Annotated in this window: 10 protein-coding genes; 6 read left to right on the top strand and 4 right to left on the bottom strand. The window is 62.3% G+C overall.

The features are described 5' to 3' along the window. Window position 1 precedes the first annotated feature (1 nt). Window positions 2-997 (bottom strand): catabolite repressor/activator, encoded by a 996-nt coding sequence (cra, locus tag PseuLF5_RS25550; protein WP_123464561.1) that lies wholly within the window; start codon window positions 995-997, stop codon window positions 2-4. A gap of 305 nt (window positions 998-1,302) precedes the next feature. On the opposite strand from cra, the gene ptsP reads away from it, so the two are divergent. The 4 genes from ptsP (at window position 1,303) to PseuLF5_RS25530 (ending at window position 8,556) form a co-directional block, all read left to right on the top strand. Then, window positions 1,303-4,164: a phosphoenolpyruvate--protein phosphotransferase gene (gene ptsP, locus PseuLF5_RS25545; protein ID WP_340134951.1), complete on the top strand. Its 2,862-nt coding sequence runs from the start codon at window positions 1,303-1,305 to the stop codon at window positions 4,162-4,164. Continuing rightward, window positions 4,164-5,105, top strand: a complete 942-nt coding sequence (pfkB, locus tag PseuLF5_RS25540; RefSeq protein ID WP_340134950.1) for a 1-phosphofructokinase — start codon at window positions 4,164-4,166, stop codon at window positions 5,103-5,105. The genes ptsP and pfkB overlap by 1 nt, the downstream gene beginning before the upstream one ends. Window positions 5,106-5,116: 11 nt before the next feature. Beyond that, window positions 5,117-6,850 (top strand): PTS fructose-like transporter subunit IIB, encoded by a 1,734-nt coding sequence (locus tag PseuLF5_RS25535; protein WP_340134949.1) that lies wholly within the window; start codon window positions 5,117-5,119, stop codon window positions 6,848-6,850. Window positions 6,851-7,014: 164 nt separating this feature from the next. Continuing rightward, entirely contained in the window at window positions 7,015-8,556 is a 1,542-nt protein-coding gene (locus PseuLF5_RS25530; protein ID WP_340134948.1) for an alkaline phosphatase D family protein, read from the top strand. Between the two features lie 83 nt (window positions 8,557-8,639). On the opposite strand, the gene PseuLF5_RS25525 is transcribed toward PseuLF5_RS25530, so the two are convergent. The 3 genes from PseuLF5_RS25525 to PseuLF5_RS25515 form a co-directional block, all read right to left on the bottom strand. Further along, window positions 8,640-9,008 carry an endonuclease domain-containing protein gene (locus PseuLF5_RS25525; protein ID WP_146189118.1) on the bottom strand — a complete coding sequence of 123 codons (369 nt, stop codon included), beginning with the start codon at window positions 9,006-9,008 and terminating at the stop codon, window positions 8,640-8,642. Between the two features lie 756 nt (window positions 9,009-9,764). Beyond that, a complete protein-coding gene (locus PseuLF5_RS25520; protein WP_340134947.1) occupies window positions 9,765-12,293 on the bottom strand; it encodes a sulfite reductase flavoprotein subunit alpha in 2,529 nt (842 codons plus the stop codon). Window positions 12,294-12,537: 244 nt separating this feature from the next. Next, window positions 12,538-14,853 carry a TonB-dependent receptor gene (locus PseuLF5_RS25515; RefSeq protein WP_340134946.1) on the bottom strand — a complete coding sequence of 772 codons (2,316 nt, stop codon included), beginning with the start codon at window positions 14,851-14,853 and terminating at the stop codon, window positions 12,538-12,540. A gap of 207 nt (window positions 14,854-15,060) precedes the next feature. Between PseuLF5_RS25515 and PseuLF5_RS25510 the strand changes: the two genes are divergently transcribed. Together PseuLF5_RS25510 and PseuLF5_RS25505 are read left to right on the top strand one after the other, a co-directional pair. After that, window positions 15,061-15,741, top strand: coding sequence for a Fe2+-dependent dioxygenase (locus PseuLF5_RS25510; protein WP_340134945.1), 681 nt, complete (start codon window positions 15,061-15,063; stop codon window positions 15,739-15,741). Beyond that, window positions 15,738-16,493 (top strand): tetratricopeptide repeat protein, encoded by a 756-nt coding sequence (locus PseuLF5_RS25505; RefSeq protein ID WP_322376359.1) that lies wholly within the window; start codon window positions 15,738-15,740, stop codon window positions 16,491-16,493. Before PseuLF5_RS25510 ends, PseuLF5_RS25505 begins: the two co-directional genes overlap by 4 nt. The last annotated feature ends 490 nt before the right edge of the window (window positions 16,494-16,983 follow it).

The following is a 16,983-nucleotide window of genomic DNA, read 5'->3' as shown; positions in this document are numbered from 1 at the left end:
CTCAGTCCCGCAAAATGCGCTGCTTGAAGGTACGGGGAATGGCCTGCACACCGGGCTTGTATTCGGCTTGCTCGACGGCGGCCAGTGCCAGTTCCAGCGCCTTGTCGGCGATCAACTGGTGCTGCTGGGCCATGGCGTTGACCGGCAGCGGCAGGAAGTCCAGCAACTGCGTATCGCCGAAGGTGCCGAGGCGCAGCGGGCGTGATTTCAGCGGGAAGTCATGCAGCGCGTCGAACACACCTTGCAACAGCACGTAGGAAGTGGTCACCAGCGCATCCGGCAAATGCCCCAGACGTTGCAGGAGTTCTTCCATCAGTTGTTTGCCGCATTCGCGGCTGAAGGATTCGGCATGCTCGACCAGCACTTCACCTTTGAAATCGACCAGGGCCTGTTTGAACCCGGCGGCACGTTCCTGGCTGATGCTCAGCTCGGGGCGGGCGCCGAGCAGGACGATCTGCTTCGGTTGCGGATCGAGCAGGCTCTGGGTCAGGTGCAGGCTGGCTTCGCGGTCGTCGCTGATCACCGAGCAGAAATGCTCCGGTTCCATGACCCGGTCGATGGCGATGATCGGCAGGCCCTTGGCCTGCAACTGGCGGTAGCTGTCGTCACCGGCCGGCAGACAACTGGCGACGATCAACGCATCGCAACGGCGGGCGCGGAACAGTTGCAACAACTGGCGCTCGCTGTCCGGCGCATCGTCGGAGCTGGCGATCAACAACTGATAGCCGCGGGCCCGCGCACCTTGTTCCAGCAGTTTGGCAATCCGCGCGTAACTGGGGTTTTCCAGATCCGGCAGAATAAACCCCAACGTGCGCGTATGCCGGCTGCGCAGCCCGGCCGCTTGTGGGTTTGGTGTAAAGCCATGCAGGTCGACCACCGCCCGCACCCGCTCGACGGTCGCGTGACTGATGCGTTGCTGTTCGGCCTTGCCGTTGATGACGTAGCTGGCGGTGGTCACGGACACTCCGGCCAACCGCGCGATATCACTGAGTTTCAACCCGGGATTTCCTTGTTTTTTCGAGCGTGCGCCGAGATTTTCGCCAATCCTACCCGATTAGGGCAGGCGACTATTGTCGCAGCGCATCCGACAAGTTGGACTTCAAGGATGAGACATTATCGAGTAACGTGCCGATCAATCTAGATTAAACGTTTCAGCAGGCGTATTTTCTACGTTTTAGACGCCTTTGGCCGGTTCTGCCGTGAAACCGCCAAAACTGCCCCTGAAAGGGAAGCTGACAAGCGCCTAAGCTGCAACCATTCAAAACAATACCTGGCGTCATCAGGCGCCAAAAAGGAGATCGCATGCTCGAGCTCACTATAGAGCAGATATCCATGGGCCAATCGGCTGTGGATAAACCCGCCGCCCTGCAATTGCTCGCCAATCACCTGGTCGCCGATGGTCTGGTCGCCGACGGCTACCTCGCCGGGCTGCAGGCACGGGAAGCCCAGGGCTCGACCTTTCTCGGTCAAGGTATTGCCATCCCCCACGGCACCCCGCAAACCCGTGATCAGGTATTCGCCACCGGCGTGCGCCTGATGCAGTTTCCCGAGGGTGTGGATTGGGGCGATGGGCAAATCGTTTATCTGGCGATCGGCATCGCCGCCAAATCCGATGAACACCTGCGCCTGCTGCAACTGCTGACCCGTGCGCTCGGCGAGACCGATCTGGGCCAGGCGCTGCGGCGCGCCAGCTCGCCCGAAGCGCTGCTGAAACTGCTGCAAGGCGCGCCGCAGGAACTGGCGCTCGATGCACAGATGATCGGCCTCGGTGTGTCGGCAGACGATTTCGAAGAACTGGTCTGGCGTGGCGCGCGTCTGTTGCGTCAGGCCGATTGTGTGAGCAATGGCTTTGCCGGCGTATTGCAGCAAGTCGAAGCGCTGCCGCTGGGCGATGGCTTGTGGTGGCTGCACAGCGAGCAAACCGTGAAGCGTCCTGGCTTGGCGTTCGTCACTCCGGACAAACCGATGCGTTACCTCGGTCAGCCGCTCAGCGGGCTGTTCTGCCTGGCCAGTCTCGGTGAGGCCCATCAGGCCTTGCTCGAGCGTCTGTGCGCGTTGTTGATTGAAGGTCGCGGCCATGAACTGGGCCGCGCCACCAGCAGCCGCAAGGTCCTCGAAGTGCTCGGCGGCGAACTGCCGGCCGACTGGCCGAGCGCCCGTATCGCGCTGGCCAACGCCCACGGTTTGCATGCGCGCCCGGCGAAGATCCTCGCGCAACTGGCGAAGAGTTTCGATGGCGAGATTCGCGTGCGCATCGTCGACAGCCAGGACAGTGCCGTGTCGGTGAAGAGCCTGAGCAAGTTGCTCAGCCTCGGCGCCCGGCGCGGTCAGGTGCTGGAGTTGATCGCCGAGCCGAGCATCGCCGCCGATGCCTTGCCGGCCCTGTTGGCCGCGATCGAAGAAGGTCTGGGTGAAGAAGTCGAACCGTTGCCAGTGGTAAGCCAGCAACGCGAAGTCATTGCCGATATCGCTGAAGTGCTGATCGCGCCGGCGTCCGGCGCTCAATTGCAAGCGATCCCGGCGGCACCGGGCATCGCCATCGGCCCGGCGCACATTCAGGTGCAGCAAGCCATTGATTACCCGTTGCGCGGTGAGTCCGCCGCCGTCGAGCGCGAGCGTCTCAAGCAAGCCCTGAGTGACGTAAGAACTGACATCCAGGGCCTGATCGAACGCAGCAAGGCCAAGGCCATTCGCGAGATTTTCATCACTCATCAGGAGATGCTCGACGACCCGGAACTGACCGACGAAGTCGACACTCGCCTCAAGCAAGGCGAAAGCGCCGAAGCGGCGTGGATGGCGGTGATCGAAGCGGCGGCCAGACAACAGGAATCGCTGCAGGATGCGCTGCTCGCCGAGCGGGCGGCGGATCTGCGCGACATCGGTCGCCGGGTACTGGCGCAACTGTGTGGCGTGCAAACGGCGAGCGAGCCGGAGCAACCGTACATTCTGGTGATGGACGAAGTCGGCCCGTCGGATGTGGCGCGACTCGATCCGGCGCGTGTGGCGGGGATTCTCACCGCTCGCGGCGGTGCCACCGCACACAGCGCCATCGTCGCCCGTGCCTTGGGCATCCCGGCACTGGTGGGTGCCGGCGCTGCGGTGTTGTTGCTCAAACCGGGCACGCCGTTGCTGCTCGACGGCCAGCGCGGTCGCCTGCACGTCGACGCCGATGCCGCGACCCTGCAACGCGCTGCCGAAGAACGCGACACCCGCGAGCAACGCCTGAAGATCGCGGCCGAACAGCGTCATCAACCGGCGCACACCATCGACGGTCACGCCGTGGAAGTGTTCGCCAATATCGGCGAAAGCGCCGGGGTCACCGCAGCGGTGGAGCAGGGCGCCGAAGGCATCGGCCTGCTGCGCACCGAACTGATTTTCATGGCCCACCCGCAGGCGCCGGACGAAGCGACTCAGGAAGCCGAGTACCGCCGCGTCCTCGACGGCCTCGCCGGGCGACCGCTGGTGGTGCGTACGCTGGACGTCGGCGGCGACAAACCGCTGCCGTATTGGCCGATCGCCAAGGAAGAAAACCCGTTCCTCGGTGTGCGCGGCATTCGCCTCACGTTGCAGCGTCCGCAGGTCATGGAGGCGCAACTGCGCGCCTTGTTGCGTTCGGCGGACAACCGGCCGTTGCGCATCATGTTCCCGATGGTCGGCAGCGTCGAAGAATGGCGTCAGGCCCGCGACATGACCGAGCGTCTGCGCCTGGAAATCCCGGTTGCCGACCTGCAATTGGGGATCATGATCGAAGTGCCTTCCGCTGCCTTGCTGGCGCCGGTGCTGGCGAAAGAAGTGGACTTCTTCAGCGTCGGCACCAACGACCTGACGCAATACACCCTGGCCATCGACCGTGGTCACCCGACGCTCTCGGCCCAGGCCGATGGCTTGCATCCGGCGGTGCTGCAATTGATCGACATCACCGTGCGCGCGGCCCATGCCCACGGCAAATGGGTCGGCGTCTGCGGCGAATTGGCGGCGGACCCGCTGGCGGTGCCGGTACTGGTCGGCCTCGGCGTCGATGAGCTGAGCGTGTCCGGGCGCAGCATCGCCGAGGTGAAGGCGTGCATCCGCGAACTCAGCCTGACCCAGGCGCAAACCCTTGCTCAACAAGCCCTCACCGTGGGCAGCGCGAATGAAGTGCGTGCATTAGTGGAGGCCCTGTAATGGCCAAGATTCTCACCCTGACCCTCAACCCGGCGCTGGACCTTACGGTCGAGTTGTCACGCCTGGAGGCCGGTCAGGTCAACCGCAGCGACGAGATGCACACCCACGCCGCCGGCAAAGGTGTGAACGTTGCCCAGGTGCTGGCTGACCTGGGTCATCAATTGACGGTCAGCGGTTTTCTCGGCGAAGACAATCTGCAAGCGTTTGAAACCCTGTTCGCCAGACGCGGCTTTGTCGACGCGTTTATCCGCGTGCCAGGTGAAACCCGCAGCAATATCAAAGTCGCCGAGCACGACGGCCGTATCACCGACATCAACGGTCCGGGACCGGTGGTGGACGCGGCGGCGCAGCAGGCGTTGCTCGAACGTCTGGTGCAGATCGCGCCGGGTCATGACGCGGTGGTGGTCGCCGGCAGTCTGCCCCGTGGCGTGAGCGCGCAATGGTTGCGTGAGTTGATCGAACGGCTGAATCAGCTCGGCCTGAAAGTCGCCCTCGACACCAGCGGCGAAGCGTTGCGCGCGGCGTTGCAGGCCAGTCCGTGGCTGATCAAGCCGAACACGGAAGAGCTCGCCGATGCGCTCGGTTGCGAGGTGGTGTCCCACGAAGCAGAGGCGCTGGCGGCTGCAGGTTTAAACGCCCAAGGCATCGAGCATGTGGTGATTTCCCACGGTGCTGACGGTGTGAACTGGTTCAGCGTCGGCTCGGCGCTGCACGCGACGCCACCGAAGGTCACGGTCGCCAGCACCGTCGGCGCCGGCGATTCGCTGTTGGCCGGCATGCTCCACGGGTTGCTCAACGCCCACACACCCGAGCAAACCCTGCGTACAGCCACGGCGATTGCTGCACTGGCGGTGACGCAGATCGGCTTTGGCATCGACGATGTGGCGCAATTGACGCCGCTCGAACAGGGCGTGCGCGTGCGTCCCCTGACAGAACAATAAGAGGGTTTGTCATGAAATTAGCCATTGTTACGGCTTGCCCGAACGGCATGGTCACCAGTGTGCTGTGTGCGCGTTTGCTCGATGCCGCCGCGCAGCGCCAGGGCTGGAGCACCAGTGTTGAAGTGGTCGATGCGGCGCACCCGGAGCGTGAATTGTCGGCGGCGACCATCGAAGCGGCAGAATGGGTGTTGCTGGTGGCCACCGGCGACATCGACATGACACGTTTCGTCGGCAAGCGCGTGTTCCGCATTGCCCCGGCGCAAGCGCTGCAGGATGTCGAAGCGGTGCTGCGTCGTGGCGCTGAAGAGGCTGAAGTGTATGTCGCTGCAGAGGCGGCGCCGGCTGTCGCGGCGCCGCGTACACCGCGCATCGTCGCGATCACTGCCTGCCCGACTGGCGTCGCCCACACCTTCATGGCCGCCGAGGCATTGCAGCAAACCGCCAAGCGTCTGGGCTATGAGCTGCACGTCGAAACCCAAGGCTCTGTCGGCGCGAAAACCCCGCTCAGCGCCACGGCGATTGCCGAGGCCGACGTGGTGCTGCTGGCAGCGGACATCGAAGTTGCCACCGAGCGTTTCGCCGGCAAGAAAATCTACCGTTGCGGCACCGGGATTGCCTTGAAGCAGTCCGAAGCCACGCTGAAAAAAGCCTTGGCCGAAGGTCAGGTGGAAAGCACCGCGAGTGACGGCAGGGCCCCGGCCAAGCAAGAGAAAACCGGGGTCTACAAACACCTGCTGACCGGTGTGTCGTTCATGCTGCCGATGGTGGTGGCCGGTGGTTTGATGATCGCCTTGTCGTTCGTCTTCGGCATCACTGCGTTCAAGGAAGAAGGCACGCTGGCGGCGGCACTGATGCAGATCGGCGGCGAGACCGCGTTCAAGCTGATGGTGCCGCTGCTCGCCGGCTACATCGCCTACTCGATTGCCGACCGTCCGGGCCTGGCACCGGGGATGATCGGTGGCTTGCTCGCCAGTACGTTGGGGGCAGGGTTCATCGGCGGCATCGTCGCCGGGTTCATCGCCGGTTATGCGGCCAAGGCCATCAGTCGCTACGTCGCCTTGCCGCAGAGCCTTGAAGCGCTGAAACCGATTCTGATCATCCCGCTGTTCGCCAGCCTGTTTACCGGGCTGGTGATGATCTACGTGGTCGGCAAACCGGTCGCCGGCATGCTCGCGGCGCTGACGCATTTCCTCGACAGCATGGGCACCACCAACGCGATTCTGCTTGGCGTGCTGCTCGGCGGCATGATGTGCGTTGACCTCGGCGGGCCGATCAACAAGGCGGCGTATGCGTTCTCGGTGGGGTTGCTGGCGTCGCAGAGTTACGCGCCGATGGCCGCGACCATGGCCGCCGGGATGGTGCCGCCGATTGGCCTCGGCATCGCCACCTTCATCGCCCGCCGCAAGTTCGCCCAGACCGAGCGCGAGGCGGGTAAAGCGGCGCTGGTGCTGGGGCTGTGCTTTATCTCCGAAGGGGCGATTCCGTTTGCCGCCAAGGACCCGCTGCGGGTGATTCCGGCGAGCATCGCCGGCGGTGCGTTGACTGGCGCACTGTCGATGTACTTCGGCTGCAAACTGATGGCGCCGCATGGTGGTCTGTTTGTGCTGGCGATCCCGAATGCGATCAACCATGCGTTGCTGTATCTGCTGGCGATTGTGGCGGGGAGCCTGCTGACCGCTGTGGTCTATGCGACGGTCAAGCGCCCGGAAGCGGCCGAGCTGGCGATGGAACCCGCCAAAGCCTGACACCGATCTCAGTAAGCGTGAGCCTGCTCGCGATAGCACTCTGTCCAAGACATCAATGTTGACCGACACACCGCCATCGCGAGCAGGCTCACTCCTACAAGAGCAGGTGTCATGGCGGAGTCATACAGCCGTGCTTAAGTTTTCCTTTTTTCAGGGAGAACTCCATGAGCGATTTCAATCTCGGTCGTCGGCGGGTCATGCAAGTGGTCGGTGCCGGTCTGCTGATGCCGGGGCTGGCGCCAGCGGTGATCGCGTCGGTCAAGGATCGGCCGCAACTGACGGACGGCGTGCAGTCCGGCGACCTGCAGGGCGACCGCGCGATGATCTGGAGCCGCAGCGACCGTCCGGCGCGAATGGTGGTCGAGTGGGACACCCGTAGCCAGTTTCGCCACCCGCGCCGGGTGATCTCGGCGCTGGCCGATGCGCGCACAGATTTCACCGCCCGGGTCGAACTGACCGGGTTGCCCGCCGATCAGGCGATTTTCTATCGGGTGTATTTCAAGGACGCGCAAACCGGCGTCGCCAGCGAACCGTGGCTCGGCCACTTGCGCAGCGCACCGACGGCGCGGCGCAACATCCGTTTCGTGTGGAGCGGTGACACCGTCGGCCAGGGCTTCGGCATCAACCCGGACATCGGCGGCATGCGCATCTACGAATCCATGCGCCTGCGCCTGCCGGACTTTTTTATCCACAGCGGCGACACCATCTACGCCGACGGCCCGGTGCCGGCGCAACTGACCACCGAGGGTGGGCGCATCTGGCGCAACCTCACCACTGAAGCCAAGAGCAAAGTCGCGCAGACGCTGGACGACTATCGTGGCAATTACCGCTACAACCTGATGGACGAAAACGTCCGTCGCTTCAACGCCGAAGTGCCGCAGATCTGGCAGTGGGACGACCACGAAGTGGTCAACAACTGGTCGCCGGGCAAGCAGCTCGACGAGCGTTATCAAGAGAAAGATATCCACACCCTGGTCGGCCGTGCGCGCAAGGCCTGGCTGGAATATTCGCCGATGCGTCTGCAGGCGGCCGACGGCGGCGGGCGGATTTATCGCAAGCTCAGCTACGGGCCGATGCTCGATGTGTTCGTGCTCGACATGCGCAGCTATCGCGGCGCCAACGACGACAATCTCGGCGCGGCCAAGCCGTTTCTGGGGCGTGAGCAACTGGACTGGCTCAAGCGTGGGCTGCAGCGCTCCAAGGCGCAGTGGAAGGTGATCGCCGCCGACATGCCGATCGGCCTCGGTGTGCCGGACGGTGAAGTCAGCCCGGGCGTGGCGCGCTGGGAGGCGGTGGCCAACGGTGACCCCGGCCCGGCTCAGGGGCGTGAACTGGAAGTCGCCGAATTACTCGGTTTTCTGCGGGCGCAGCAAGTGCGCAATTTCGTTTTCCTCACCGCCGACGTGCATTACTGCGCGGCGCATCATTACCATCCGGATCGCGCGGCATTTCAGGATTTCGAGCCGTTCTGGGAGTTTGTCGCCGGACCGCTGAATGCCGGGAGCTTCGGGCCCAATCCGCTGGATAAAACCTTTGGTCCTGAAGTGGTGTTCCAGAAAGCACCTACGGCGCAGAACATGTCACCGTTCGCCGGATTTCAGTTCTTTGGCGAGGTGAACATTGAGGGGCAGAGCGGGGAGATGAGCGTGGTATTGCGGGATTTGAATGGGGTCGCGGTGTTCGAGCAGAAATTGCAGCCGGTTTGAAGATCAAAAACTACCCTCACCCAGCTCTCCCGAAACATCGGACCGCCCGGAGGGTGAGGGGGCCGACCGACGTTTCGGGAGGGTTAGGGGGAGGGCATTTTTTTATTCGTCGCCATTCTCGTGATTTGCTCCAGTACATCTTCCATCTGCTGCATCACTTCAAGATTACTGAGCCGCATAACTTCAATGCCCTGACGTTCCAGAAAAAGCGTCCGACGTTGATCGTGGATCAGGCCCGCCGTTTCATAGTGTTGCCCCCCATCCAGCTCAATCGCCAGCTTCAGCTCTACGCAGTAAAAATCCAGGACGTAGGGTGGATACGGAAACTGCCTGCGGAATTTCAGATTGGCGATCTGCCGTGACCGAAGCTTTTGCCAAATCAATTGTTCGCAGTTGGTTTGGTTGGCGCGTAACTGGCGGGCAAACTGAGCGAGAGTGAGGCGATTTTGCATGCTTCACGATCCTTGTGAAGTGGCTGGAAATCTCACTGTAGCCGAGGCCCCTCACCCCAGCCCTCTCCCGGAGGGAGAGGGAGCCTACGGAGTTGTGTCGAGTTGTTCATCGACCTGAACGACCGAGTCGATTATGGATTCGGTGAAGCACCTTCGGGTCGGCGTATTTATCAGGCATCCCCCAGTCAGTGCCCCCTCCGGGAGAGGGAGCCTACGGAGTTGTGTCGAGTTGTTCATCGACCTGAAAGACCGGGTCGATTATGGATTCGGTGAAGTACTTTAAGGCCGGTGTATTGCTACAGCATCCCGCGATCATTCCCCTCTCCCTCCGGGAGAGGGGGCCTACGGAGTTGTGTCGAGTTGTTCATCGACCTGAAAGACCGGGTCGATTATGGATTCGGTGAAGTACTTTAAGGCCGGTGTATTGCTACAGCATCCCGCGATCAGTCCCTCTCCCTCCGGGAGAGGGAGCCTGCGGAGTTGTGTCGAGTTGTACATCGACCTGAACGACCGAGTCGATTATGGATTCGGTGAAGCACCTCGGGTCGACGTGTTTATCAGGCATCCCCCAATCAGCCCCCTCTCCCTCCGGGAGAGGGGGCCTGCGGAGTTGTGTCGAGTTGTTCATCGACCTGAACGACCGAGTCGATTATGGATTCGGTAAAGCACCTTCGGGGCGGCGTGTTTATCTGGCATCCCCCAATCAGTCCCCTCTCCCTCCGGGAGAGGGTTAGGGTGAGGGGGGCTTTGGTTGTGTCAGTACACGTCGCGGCGGTAGCGGCCTTGTTCGATCAGACGCTCGACTTCGGCTGCACCCAATACGTCGTTGAGCACTTGATCGACGCCGGAGGCCATGCCCTGCAGGCTGCCGCAGATGTAGATCACCGCACCCTCAGCCAGCCATTTTTTCAGTTCGTCAGCGGATTCGCGCAGGCGATCCTGCACATAGATCTTCTGCGCCTGATCCCGGGAAAACGCCAGGTCCAGTCGCGCCAGATCGCCATTGATCAACCACTCTTCCAGCTCTGCCCGGCAGAGGAAATCGTGTTCGCGATTGCGCTCGCCAAACAGCAGCCACTGGCGCTGTTGACCGTCGGCAATCCGCGCCTTGAGCAAGCTGCGCAGCCCGGCGAGTCCGGTGCCGTTGCCGAGCAGAATCATCGGCACCGGCGCGTTCGGCAGATGGAAACCGCTGTTGCGACGTACGCGCAAACTGATGCTGCCGCCCACCGGGGCATGCTCGGTCAGCCAGCCGGAACCGATGCCAAGGCGGCCATCGGCATGCTGTTCCTGGCGCACGATCAGCTCCAGCACACCGTCGGCGGCAATCGAGGCAATCGAGTATTCACGCATGGCCAGCGGCACCATGGCATCGACCAGCGCCTGGGCGTGCAGGCCGACCAGATGTGCGCGATGTTCAGGCAACTGGCGCGAGGCGAGGGCGACGTCCAGCGGCTCTTCGAGGCCATTGATCTTCACTCGGGTTTCGCCACGAATGCCGAGACCGTCGAGGAAATGCTCGACCGCCCATGCACAATTGCGCGGCAGCACTTCCACCAGATCGCCGGCCAGCCAACTGCTGGTGCTCGGTGCGCTCAGGCCCAGCAGGTAGACCGGTGAGCCGCTGCTGTCGGGGTTCATCAGTTCGCGGCGCACCAGCGTCCAGTTTTCGTAGCTCGGCGCCTGCCAGGTGTCGACCGGCGCTTGTCCGGTGATCAGGCCGAGCTGAGTCTGCCAGTGACGCAGGGCGTAGGGGGCGCCGCTGTCGACTTCGACCGGGGCGAACAAAGTCTTGCCGCCGTGCTCGCTCAGCCATTGATGCAGGCGTCGGGCGAAGCCGCAGAAGTGTGCGTACTGGCGGTCACCCAGACCCAGTACGGCGTAGTTCAGCCCATCGAGATTCGCGGCGTTGCGCAGTACCTTGCGTTCAAACCCACGGGCGCTGTCCGGTGCTTCGCCATCGCCAAAGGTGCTGACGACGAACAGCGCATGGGGCGATTCGCGCAGATCCTGCTGGCTGACATTCGCCAGCGGCAGCACCTTCGCCGGCAATCCCGCCGCCTGCAGTTGACCGGCGGTCTGCCACGCCAGTTGTTCGGCGAAACCGCTCTGGCTGGCGAAGCCGATCAGCCACGGCGAACCATCGCCGGTCGGTTGGGCGAGGCCTTGGCGCGCGTCCTGGATCTGTTTTTTCTTGCGGCGGCGATCCAGATACAGCAGCCAGCCAGTGATGAAAAACAGCGGCATGCACACGGCAGCGAGGGTGATGATGATTCGCCCGACGAGGCCGAAATAGCTACCGACGTGCAGCGCGTAAATGCTGGTCAGCAGTTGTGCCTTGAAGCTCTTGTCGGCGTAGCGGTCGACGCGTTTGACCACGCCGGTGGCCGGGTCGAGGGTGATCTGGTTCAGCGCGCGATCGTGCGGCGAGCTGTCGAGCAGATAGAACACGGTCGCTGGCTGGCCCGCGACGGCCGGCATGCGGATGTTGTAGGCGGCCAGGCCCGGGCCGGCGGCGCTGTAGATGCTGCTCCACATCGCCGCGTAATCGGCGGTCGGCGCCGGGCCTTCCGGTGCCGGGCCGCGACCACCGCGCACGCGCTCGTTCTGCGGCGCGTCGGAGAGTAATTTGGTCAGGCCTTTGTTGTACCACTCGTACGACCACGACAACCCGGTCAGCGCCAGCAGCAGGTACACCAGCAGGCACCAGGTGCCGGCCACCGAATGCAGATCCCAGTTGAAGGCGCGGCCCTTTTTCTGCCAGTCGAGGGTCAGCCACACGCGCCAGCTGTTCCACTGGCGCGGCCAGCGCAGGTACAGGCCGGAGAGGCAGAAGAACAACAGGATCAGGGTGCAGGCGCCGGTGATGTTACGCCCGGTGTCGCCCATGGCGAGGAAACGGTGCAGTTGCAGCATCAGGCCAAAGAAATCCTGGCCGACCGCATTGCCCATGAACTCGCCGGTGTACGGATCGAAGTAGCGCATCTCGCCACGCCGCTCGCCTTTGGGCGGGGTGAAAAACACCTTGGCTGCGTTGCCGCTGTCGGTTTCGACCCAGAGCATCGAGACTTTCTTGCCTGACGTGGCTTCGATGCGCTCGACCAGTTCAACGGGCGGCAGGACGCCGGCAACGTGTTTTTCCACCTGCAGCACGGAAGGGTTCAGCGCCCGCAGGATTTCGTCCTGAAACGAATAGGCCGCGCCGGTGATGCCCATCAGCGCCAGTACCAGGCCTGCGGTGATGCCAAAAAACCAGTGCAACTGGAACAGGGTTTTCTTCAACACGTCACTCGTCGTCCGTTCGAAAGTTGTTTTCACGGCGCGCATTATGCCGTGGGTTATCGAGAAGCGTTCTTTATTACGCACAAAAGCCCCGTTCAATGGAATGAACGGGGCCAAGCCTTTTGATCACATCACCTGTGGGAGCGAGCTTGCTCGCGAATGCAATCTGTCAGTGACATGAAGGCTGACTGACCCAGCGCTTTCGCGAGCAAGCTCGCTCCCACAGGTTTCACAGATTCCACCTTGCTTAGAAGTGGAAGTTGGTGCTCAACAGCGCCGTACGCCCCGCCGCCTGGTTGGCGAAGTGAGTCGAGAAGGCTTTGTCGTAATAGGTTTCGTTGGTCAGGTTTTGCACGTTGAGTTGCAGGTCGACGTTCTTGGTCAGCTTGTAGGCGGCCATCGCGTCATAACGTACATACGAATCGACCATCGTGGTGTTGGCCACGCTGCCGTACACGTCGTCGACGTAGAACGCGCCGCCACCGATGGTCAGCTTCGGGGTGACCTGGTAAGTGGTCCACAGGCTGGCGCTGTTTTTCGGCGTGTTCGGCAGTTCGTTGCCATCGTTGGCCTTGCCCATCGGGCCGCCGTCTACTTGTTCGCTGTCCATGAAGGCGTAACCGGCGAACACTTGCCACTTGTCGGTGATCTTGCCGCTGGCCGACAGCTCGACACCTTGCACGCGGGTCTTGCCGGCGTTTTCGTACGAGGTGGTGTCGACTTGTACGCGGGCGTTTTCTTTCTCGGTGCGGAAGATGTCAGCGGTCAGCGACAGGCGATCGTTGAGCAGATCCCACTTGGTGCCGATTTCATAGTTCTTGGTGGTTTCCGGCTCCATGTCGCTGCTCAGCAGGTTGCCGCTGCGATCCGGGGTGCCGCCCAACGGGTTGCCTTCCTGACCTTCGCCCAAGGTGTTGCCCGGTGGCGTGGCCGAGGTGGCGTAGGAGGCGTAGATGCTGCCGTTTTCCGCAGGCTTGTAGACGACGCCGAACTGACCGGTGACGAACTCGCTGGTGTCATCGCCCTTGGACGTGGTGGTGCCGGCAGCGTTGTAGGTCTTGTAGTCGGTGTCGAAGTGGTCGTAACGCAGGCCCATGTTCACCAGCCACTGCTCGTTCAACTCCAGCGTATCGAACACATACAGTGCGTAAGTGTTGGCCTGGGTGTCGGTGCCGGCGTAGTTACGCGAGATCGCGCCGTTCCACGGATCGTTCGGGTTCGGGTTCGACAGCGAGGTGCAGTTGTAGCCGCTGGACGCGCCGATCATCGACGGGGTGCAGTTGCTGGTCGCGGCGCTGGTGCGCGGCGTAGTGTCAGTGTTGACGTTGTATGAAGACTTCTGACTTTCCTCGCGGGTGTATTCGACGCCGGTGGAGAAGCTGTTCTTGAAGCCGGCGACGTAGAAGTTACCGAACAGGTCAGTCTGGTTGGTGGTGGTCTCGGTGTTGCTCACCCGCGTATTCGCCCGACGCCAGAGGCTGCCATTGTTGACGTTGCCCTTGCTGTCGTCCGGCTGGGTGAGGATGTAATCCTGCATGCTGGTGCCGTGGCGCAGGGTGTTCTTGATGGTCAGCGAATCGCTCAGGTCATGCTCGATGGCGAAGGTCGCGGTGTCGGTGCGGCCCTTGCGGAAGTCGCGATCCAGACCGTAGAAGTTGCTGTGATCGCCACCGGCGTATGGCTTGTCCGGGTTGGACTTGGTGCGTGCAGCCGAACCGCCAGCCGGGATGGTGTACGGGATGCCCGAATCCGGGGTGTCATTGCTTTCGAGGTGGTAGTAATCGAGGTTGACGCGGGTGTCGGTGCCCAGGCCGAACGCCAGCGACGGGGCGATGCCCCAGCGGTCGTAGTCGACCTTGTCGCGACCGGCGACGTTGCTTTCGTGGCTCATCAGGTTCAGCCGGCCAGCAGCGGTGTCGCTGAACTGGTAGTTGCCGTCGAGGGTGTAGCGCTGGGTCTGGTCGGAGCCCCAGGTGAAGCCGCCGTCGAACGAATTGCCCAAGTGCGCTTTCTTGCTCACCAGGTTGATGCTGCCGCCCGCCGCGCCGCGACCGCCAATGGCAGAGTTCGGGCCCTTGCTGACTTCGATGTTTTCCACGGCGAAGATCTCGCGGCTCTGCGAACCGGTGTCGCGCACGCCGTCGAGGTAGGTGTCGCCTTGGGCGTCAAAGCCGCGAATGAACGGGCGATCGCCCTGCGGGTTGCCGCCTTCACCGGCGCCGAAGGTGATGCCCGGCACGGTGCGCAGGGCGTCCTGCATGTTCAGCGCGCCGGTGTCTTTCAGGACTTGTTGCGGAATAACGGTGACCGAGCGCGGCGTGTCGACCAGCGGCGCGGTGTACTTGGGTGAGGAGGCTTTCTCGACCTGATAGGACGTCGAATCCTGGGCTTCGCCCGTGATCGAGGTGGCGTCCAGGGCGATGGCATTGCCGGTGGCTTTGCTGTCGGGTTTTTCTGCGGCGAACACCATGTGACCAGCGGAGCCGGCGGTGATTGCCACACCGATTGCAGAGGCGAGCAGACGTGGTGAACTGACCGGTAATTGTGCGTGTTGACGTGCCATTTTTATTCCCCTCCCCAAGGATTTGAGGCGGCGGAATATAGGGTAAACAGGTATTCGTATCAATTGCGAAACATTGTTATTCGCACTTAATTTACATTCTTTACAATTTAACCTTACGGTTTTTGCCAGTTCATTCGTCTCTCGGGTTTTACACAGTCAATAAGAATCAATACCATTGCCGCCTCTTTGCCATCAGGTGACATTGCCATGCTGCTGCACATCCCCGGACTGTTCGCGAAAGACGAAGTGCAGCGTATCCGCGAGGCGCTGGAGCAGGCCGATTGGGCTGATGGCAAGATTACCGCCGGCTTCCAGTCGGCCAAGGCGAAGCACAATCTGCAACTGCCCGAAGGTCATCCGCTGGCCAAGGAAATCGGCGCGGCGATGCTTGAACGCCTGTGGAAAAATCCGCTGTTCATGTCCGCCGCGCTGCCGCACAAAGTGTTCCCGCCGTTAGTGAACTGTTACACGGCCGGCAGCAGTTTCGATTTCCACATCGACAACGCCGTGCGCCAGCCCAAGGGCAGCATCGAACGGGTGCGCACCGATCTGTCGGCCACGCTGTTCTTCAGCGAGCCTGAGGATTACGACGGCGGCGAGCTGGAGATTCAGGACACTTTCGGCACGCAACGGGTGAAGTTGCCGGCCGGCGACATGGTGTTGTACCCCGGCACCAGCCTGCACAAGGTCAATGCGGTCACCCGTGGCGCACGCTATGCCTCGTTCTTCTGGACGCAAAGCCTGGTGCGCGAAGACAGTCAGCGTGCGTTGCTGTTCGAGATGGACGGGGCGATCCAGCAACTGACCCGGGACATGCCTGATCACCCTGCGTTGATCCGCCTCACCGGCACGTATCACAACCTGTTGCGGCGCTGGGTCGAGGTATGAGTTTTCAACTCCGCCGCGAGGAAGTCCTCGACGCTGCGCAACTCAGCGCCATGCTCGAAGAAAGCCCGGCCCGTGCCGCGCAGGCGATTTTGCTGGCGGCGGGTGAGGGTGAAGTTGAAGCGCAGGCATTGCTTGGGCAAATACTGCTCGACGGTCAGGGCATCGCCCAGGATCAACCGCTGGCACTGCGCTGGTTCGGCATCGCTGCCGGGCAAGGTCACCTGATGGCGCGCAACATGCTCGGGCGCTGCCACGAGCACGGTTGGGGCTGTGCGGCGGATGCGGCAATTGCGGCGCAGCATTATCGGATCGCAGCGAATGCCGGGCTGGATTGGGCGATGTACAACCTGGCCAATCTGCTCGCGACCGGGCGTGGGGTGGCGGTGGATCATCGGCAGGCGCTGGCGCTGTATCGGCGCGCGGCTGAATGGGGTCATGCGAAATCAATGAATCTGCTGGGGCGGTATCTGGAAGAAGGGCAGGTGTGCCCGGCGGATCCTGCTGCGGCACGTGAGTGGTATCGACGTTCGGCTGAAGGCGGGGATTTTCGCGGGCAGTTCAGTTTCGCGGCGGTGTTGGCGGGGGAAGGGCGGATTGATGAGGCGCTCGATTGGCTTGAGAAAGCCTTGGCCGGCGGCAATCTGAATTTTCTGCGGGTGGCGAGTCAAACACTGTCGAGTGCGCCCGATCCCAGAATCCAAGGGATGGCTGCGCAGTTCGCGATTCGATATGCAGAGTTGCAGCGCGTCTGAATTCGCAAGCCCTCACCCTAACCCTCTCCCGGAGGGAGAGGGGACCGATTGGGGGATGCTTGAGAGGTGCGCCGACCTGAAAGTGCTTTGCCGAATCCATAATCGACGCGGTCTTTGCGGTCGGTGCATGACGTGCTACACCTCGGTCGGCTCCTTCTCCCGGAGGGAGAGGGGACTGATTGGGGGATGTTGGAGAGGTACGCCGACCTGAGAGTGCTTTGCCGAATCCATAATCGACGCGGTCTTTGCGGTCGGTGAATGACGTGCTACACCTCGGTCGGCTCCTTCTCCCGGAGGGAGAGGGGACTGATTGGGGGATGTTGGAGAGGTACGTCGACCTGAAAGTGCTTTGCCTAATCCATAAGCGACGCGGTATTTCCGGTCGGTGAATGACGCTTTACACCGCGGTCGGCTCCCTCTCCTCTGGGAGAGGGCTGGGGTGAGGGGCCTCGGTCTCAAGTACCCCGCAAAACTTCAAGCCGAACGCACA

The sequence above is a fragment of the Pseudomonas sp. LF-5 genome (genome assembly GCF_037626295.1).
GTDB classification, from domain to species: domain Bacteria; phylum Pseudomonadota; class Gammaproteobacteria; order Pseudomonadales; family Pseudomonadaceae; genus Aquipseudomonas; species Aquipseudomonas monsensis.
This window is presented reverse-complemented; position numbering and strand designations above follow the sequence as displayed.

Coding starts and splice junctions, on each gene's coding strand:
- PseuLF5_RS25505 (WP_322376359.1), top strand. CDS start 15,738: ATGAGTTTTCAACTCCGCCGCGAGGAAGTCCTCGACGCTGCGCAACTC.
- pfkB (WP_340134950.1), top strand. CDS start 4,164: ATGGCCAAGATTCTCACCCTGACCCTCAACCCGGCGCTGGACCTTACG.
- PseuLF5_RS25515 (WP_340134946.1), bottom strand. CDS start 14,853: ATGGCACGTCAACACGCACAATTACCGGTCAGTTCACCACGTCTGCTC.
- PseuLF5_RS25510 (WP_340134945.1), top strand. CDS start 15,061: ATGCTGCTGCACATCCCCGGACTGTTCGCGAAAGACGAAGTGCAGCGT.
- ptsP (WP_340134951.1), top strand. CDS start 1,303: ATGCTCGAGCTCACTATAGAGCAGATATCCATGGGCCAATCGGCTGTG.
- PseuLF5_RS25525 (WP_146189118.1), bottom strand. CDS start 9,008: ATGCAAAATCGCCTCACTCTCGCTCAGTTTGCCCGCCAGTTACGCGCC.
- PseuLF5_RS25535 (WP_340134949.1), top strand. CDS start 5,117: ATGAAATTAGCCATTGTTACGGCTTGCCCGAACGGCATGGTCACCAGT.
- PseuLF5_RS25530 (WP_340134948.1), top strand. CDS start 7,015: ATGAGCGATTTCAATCTCGGTCGTCGGCGGGTCATGCAAGTGGTCGGT.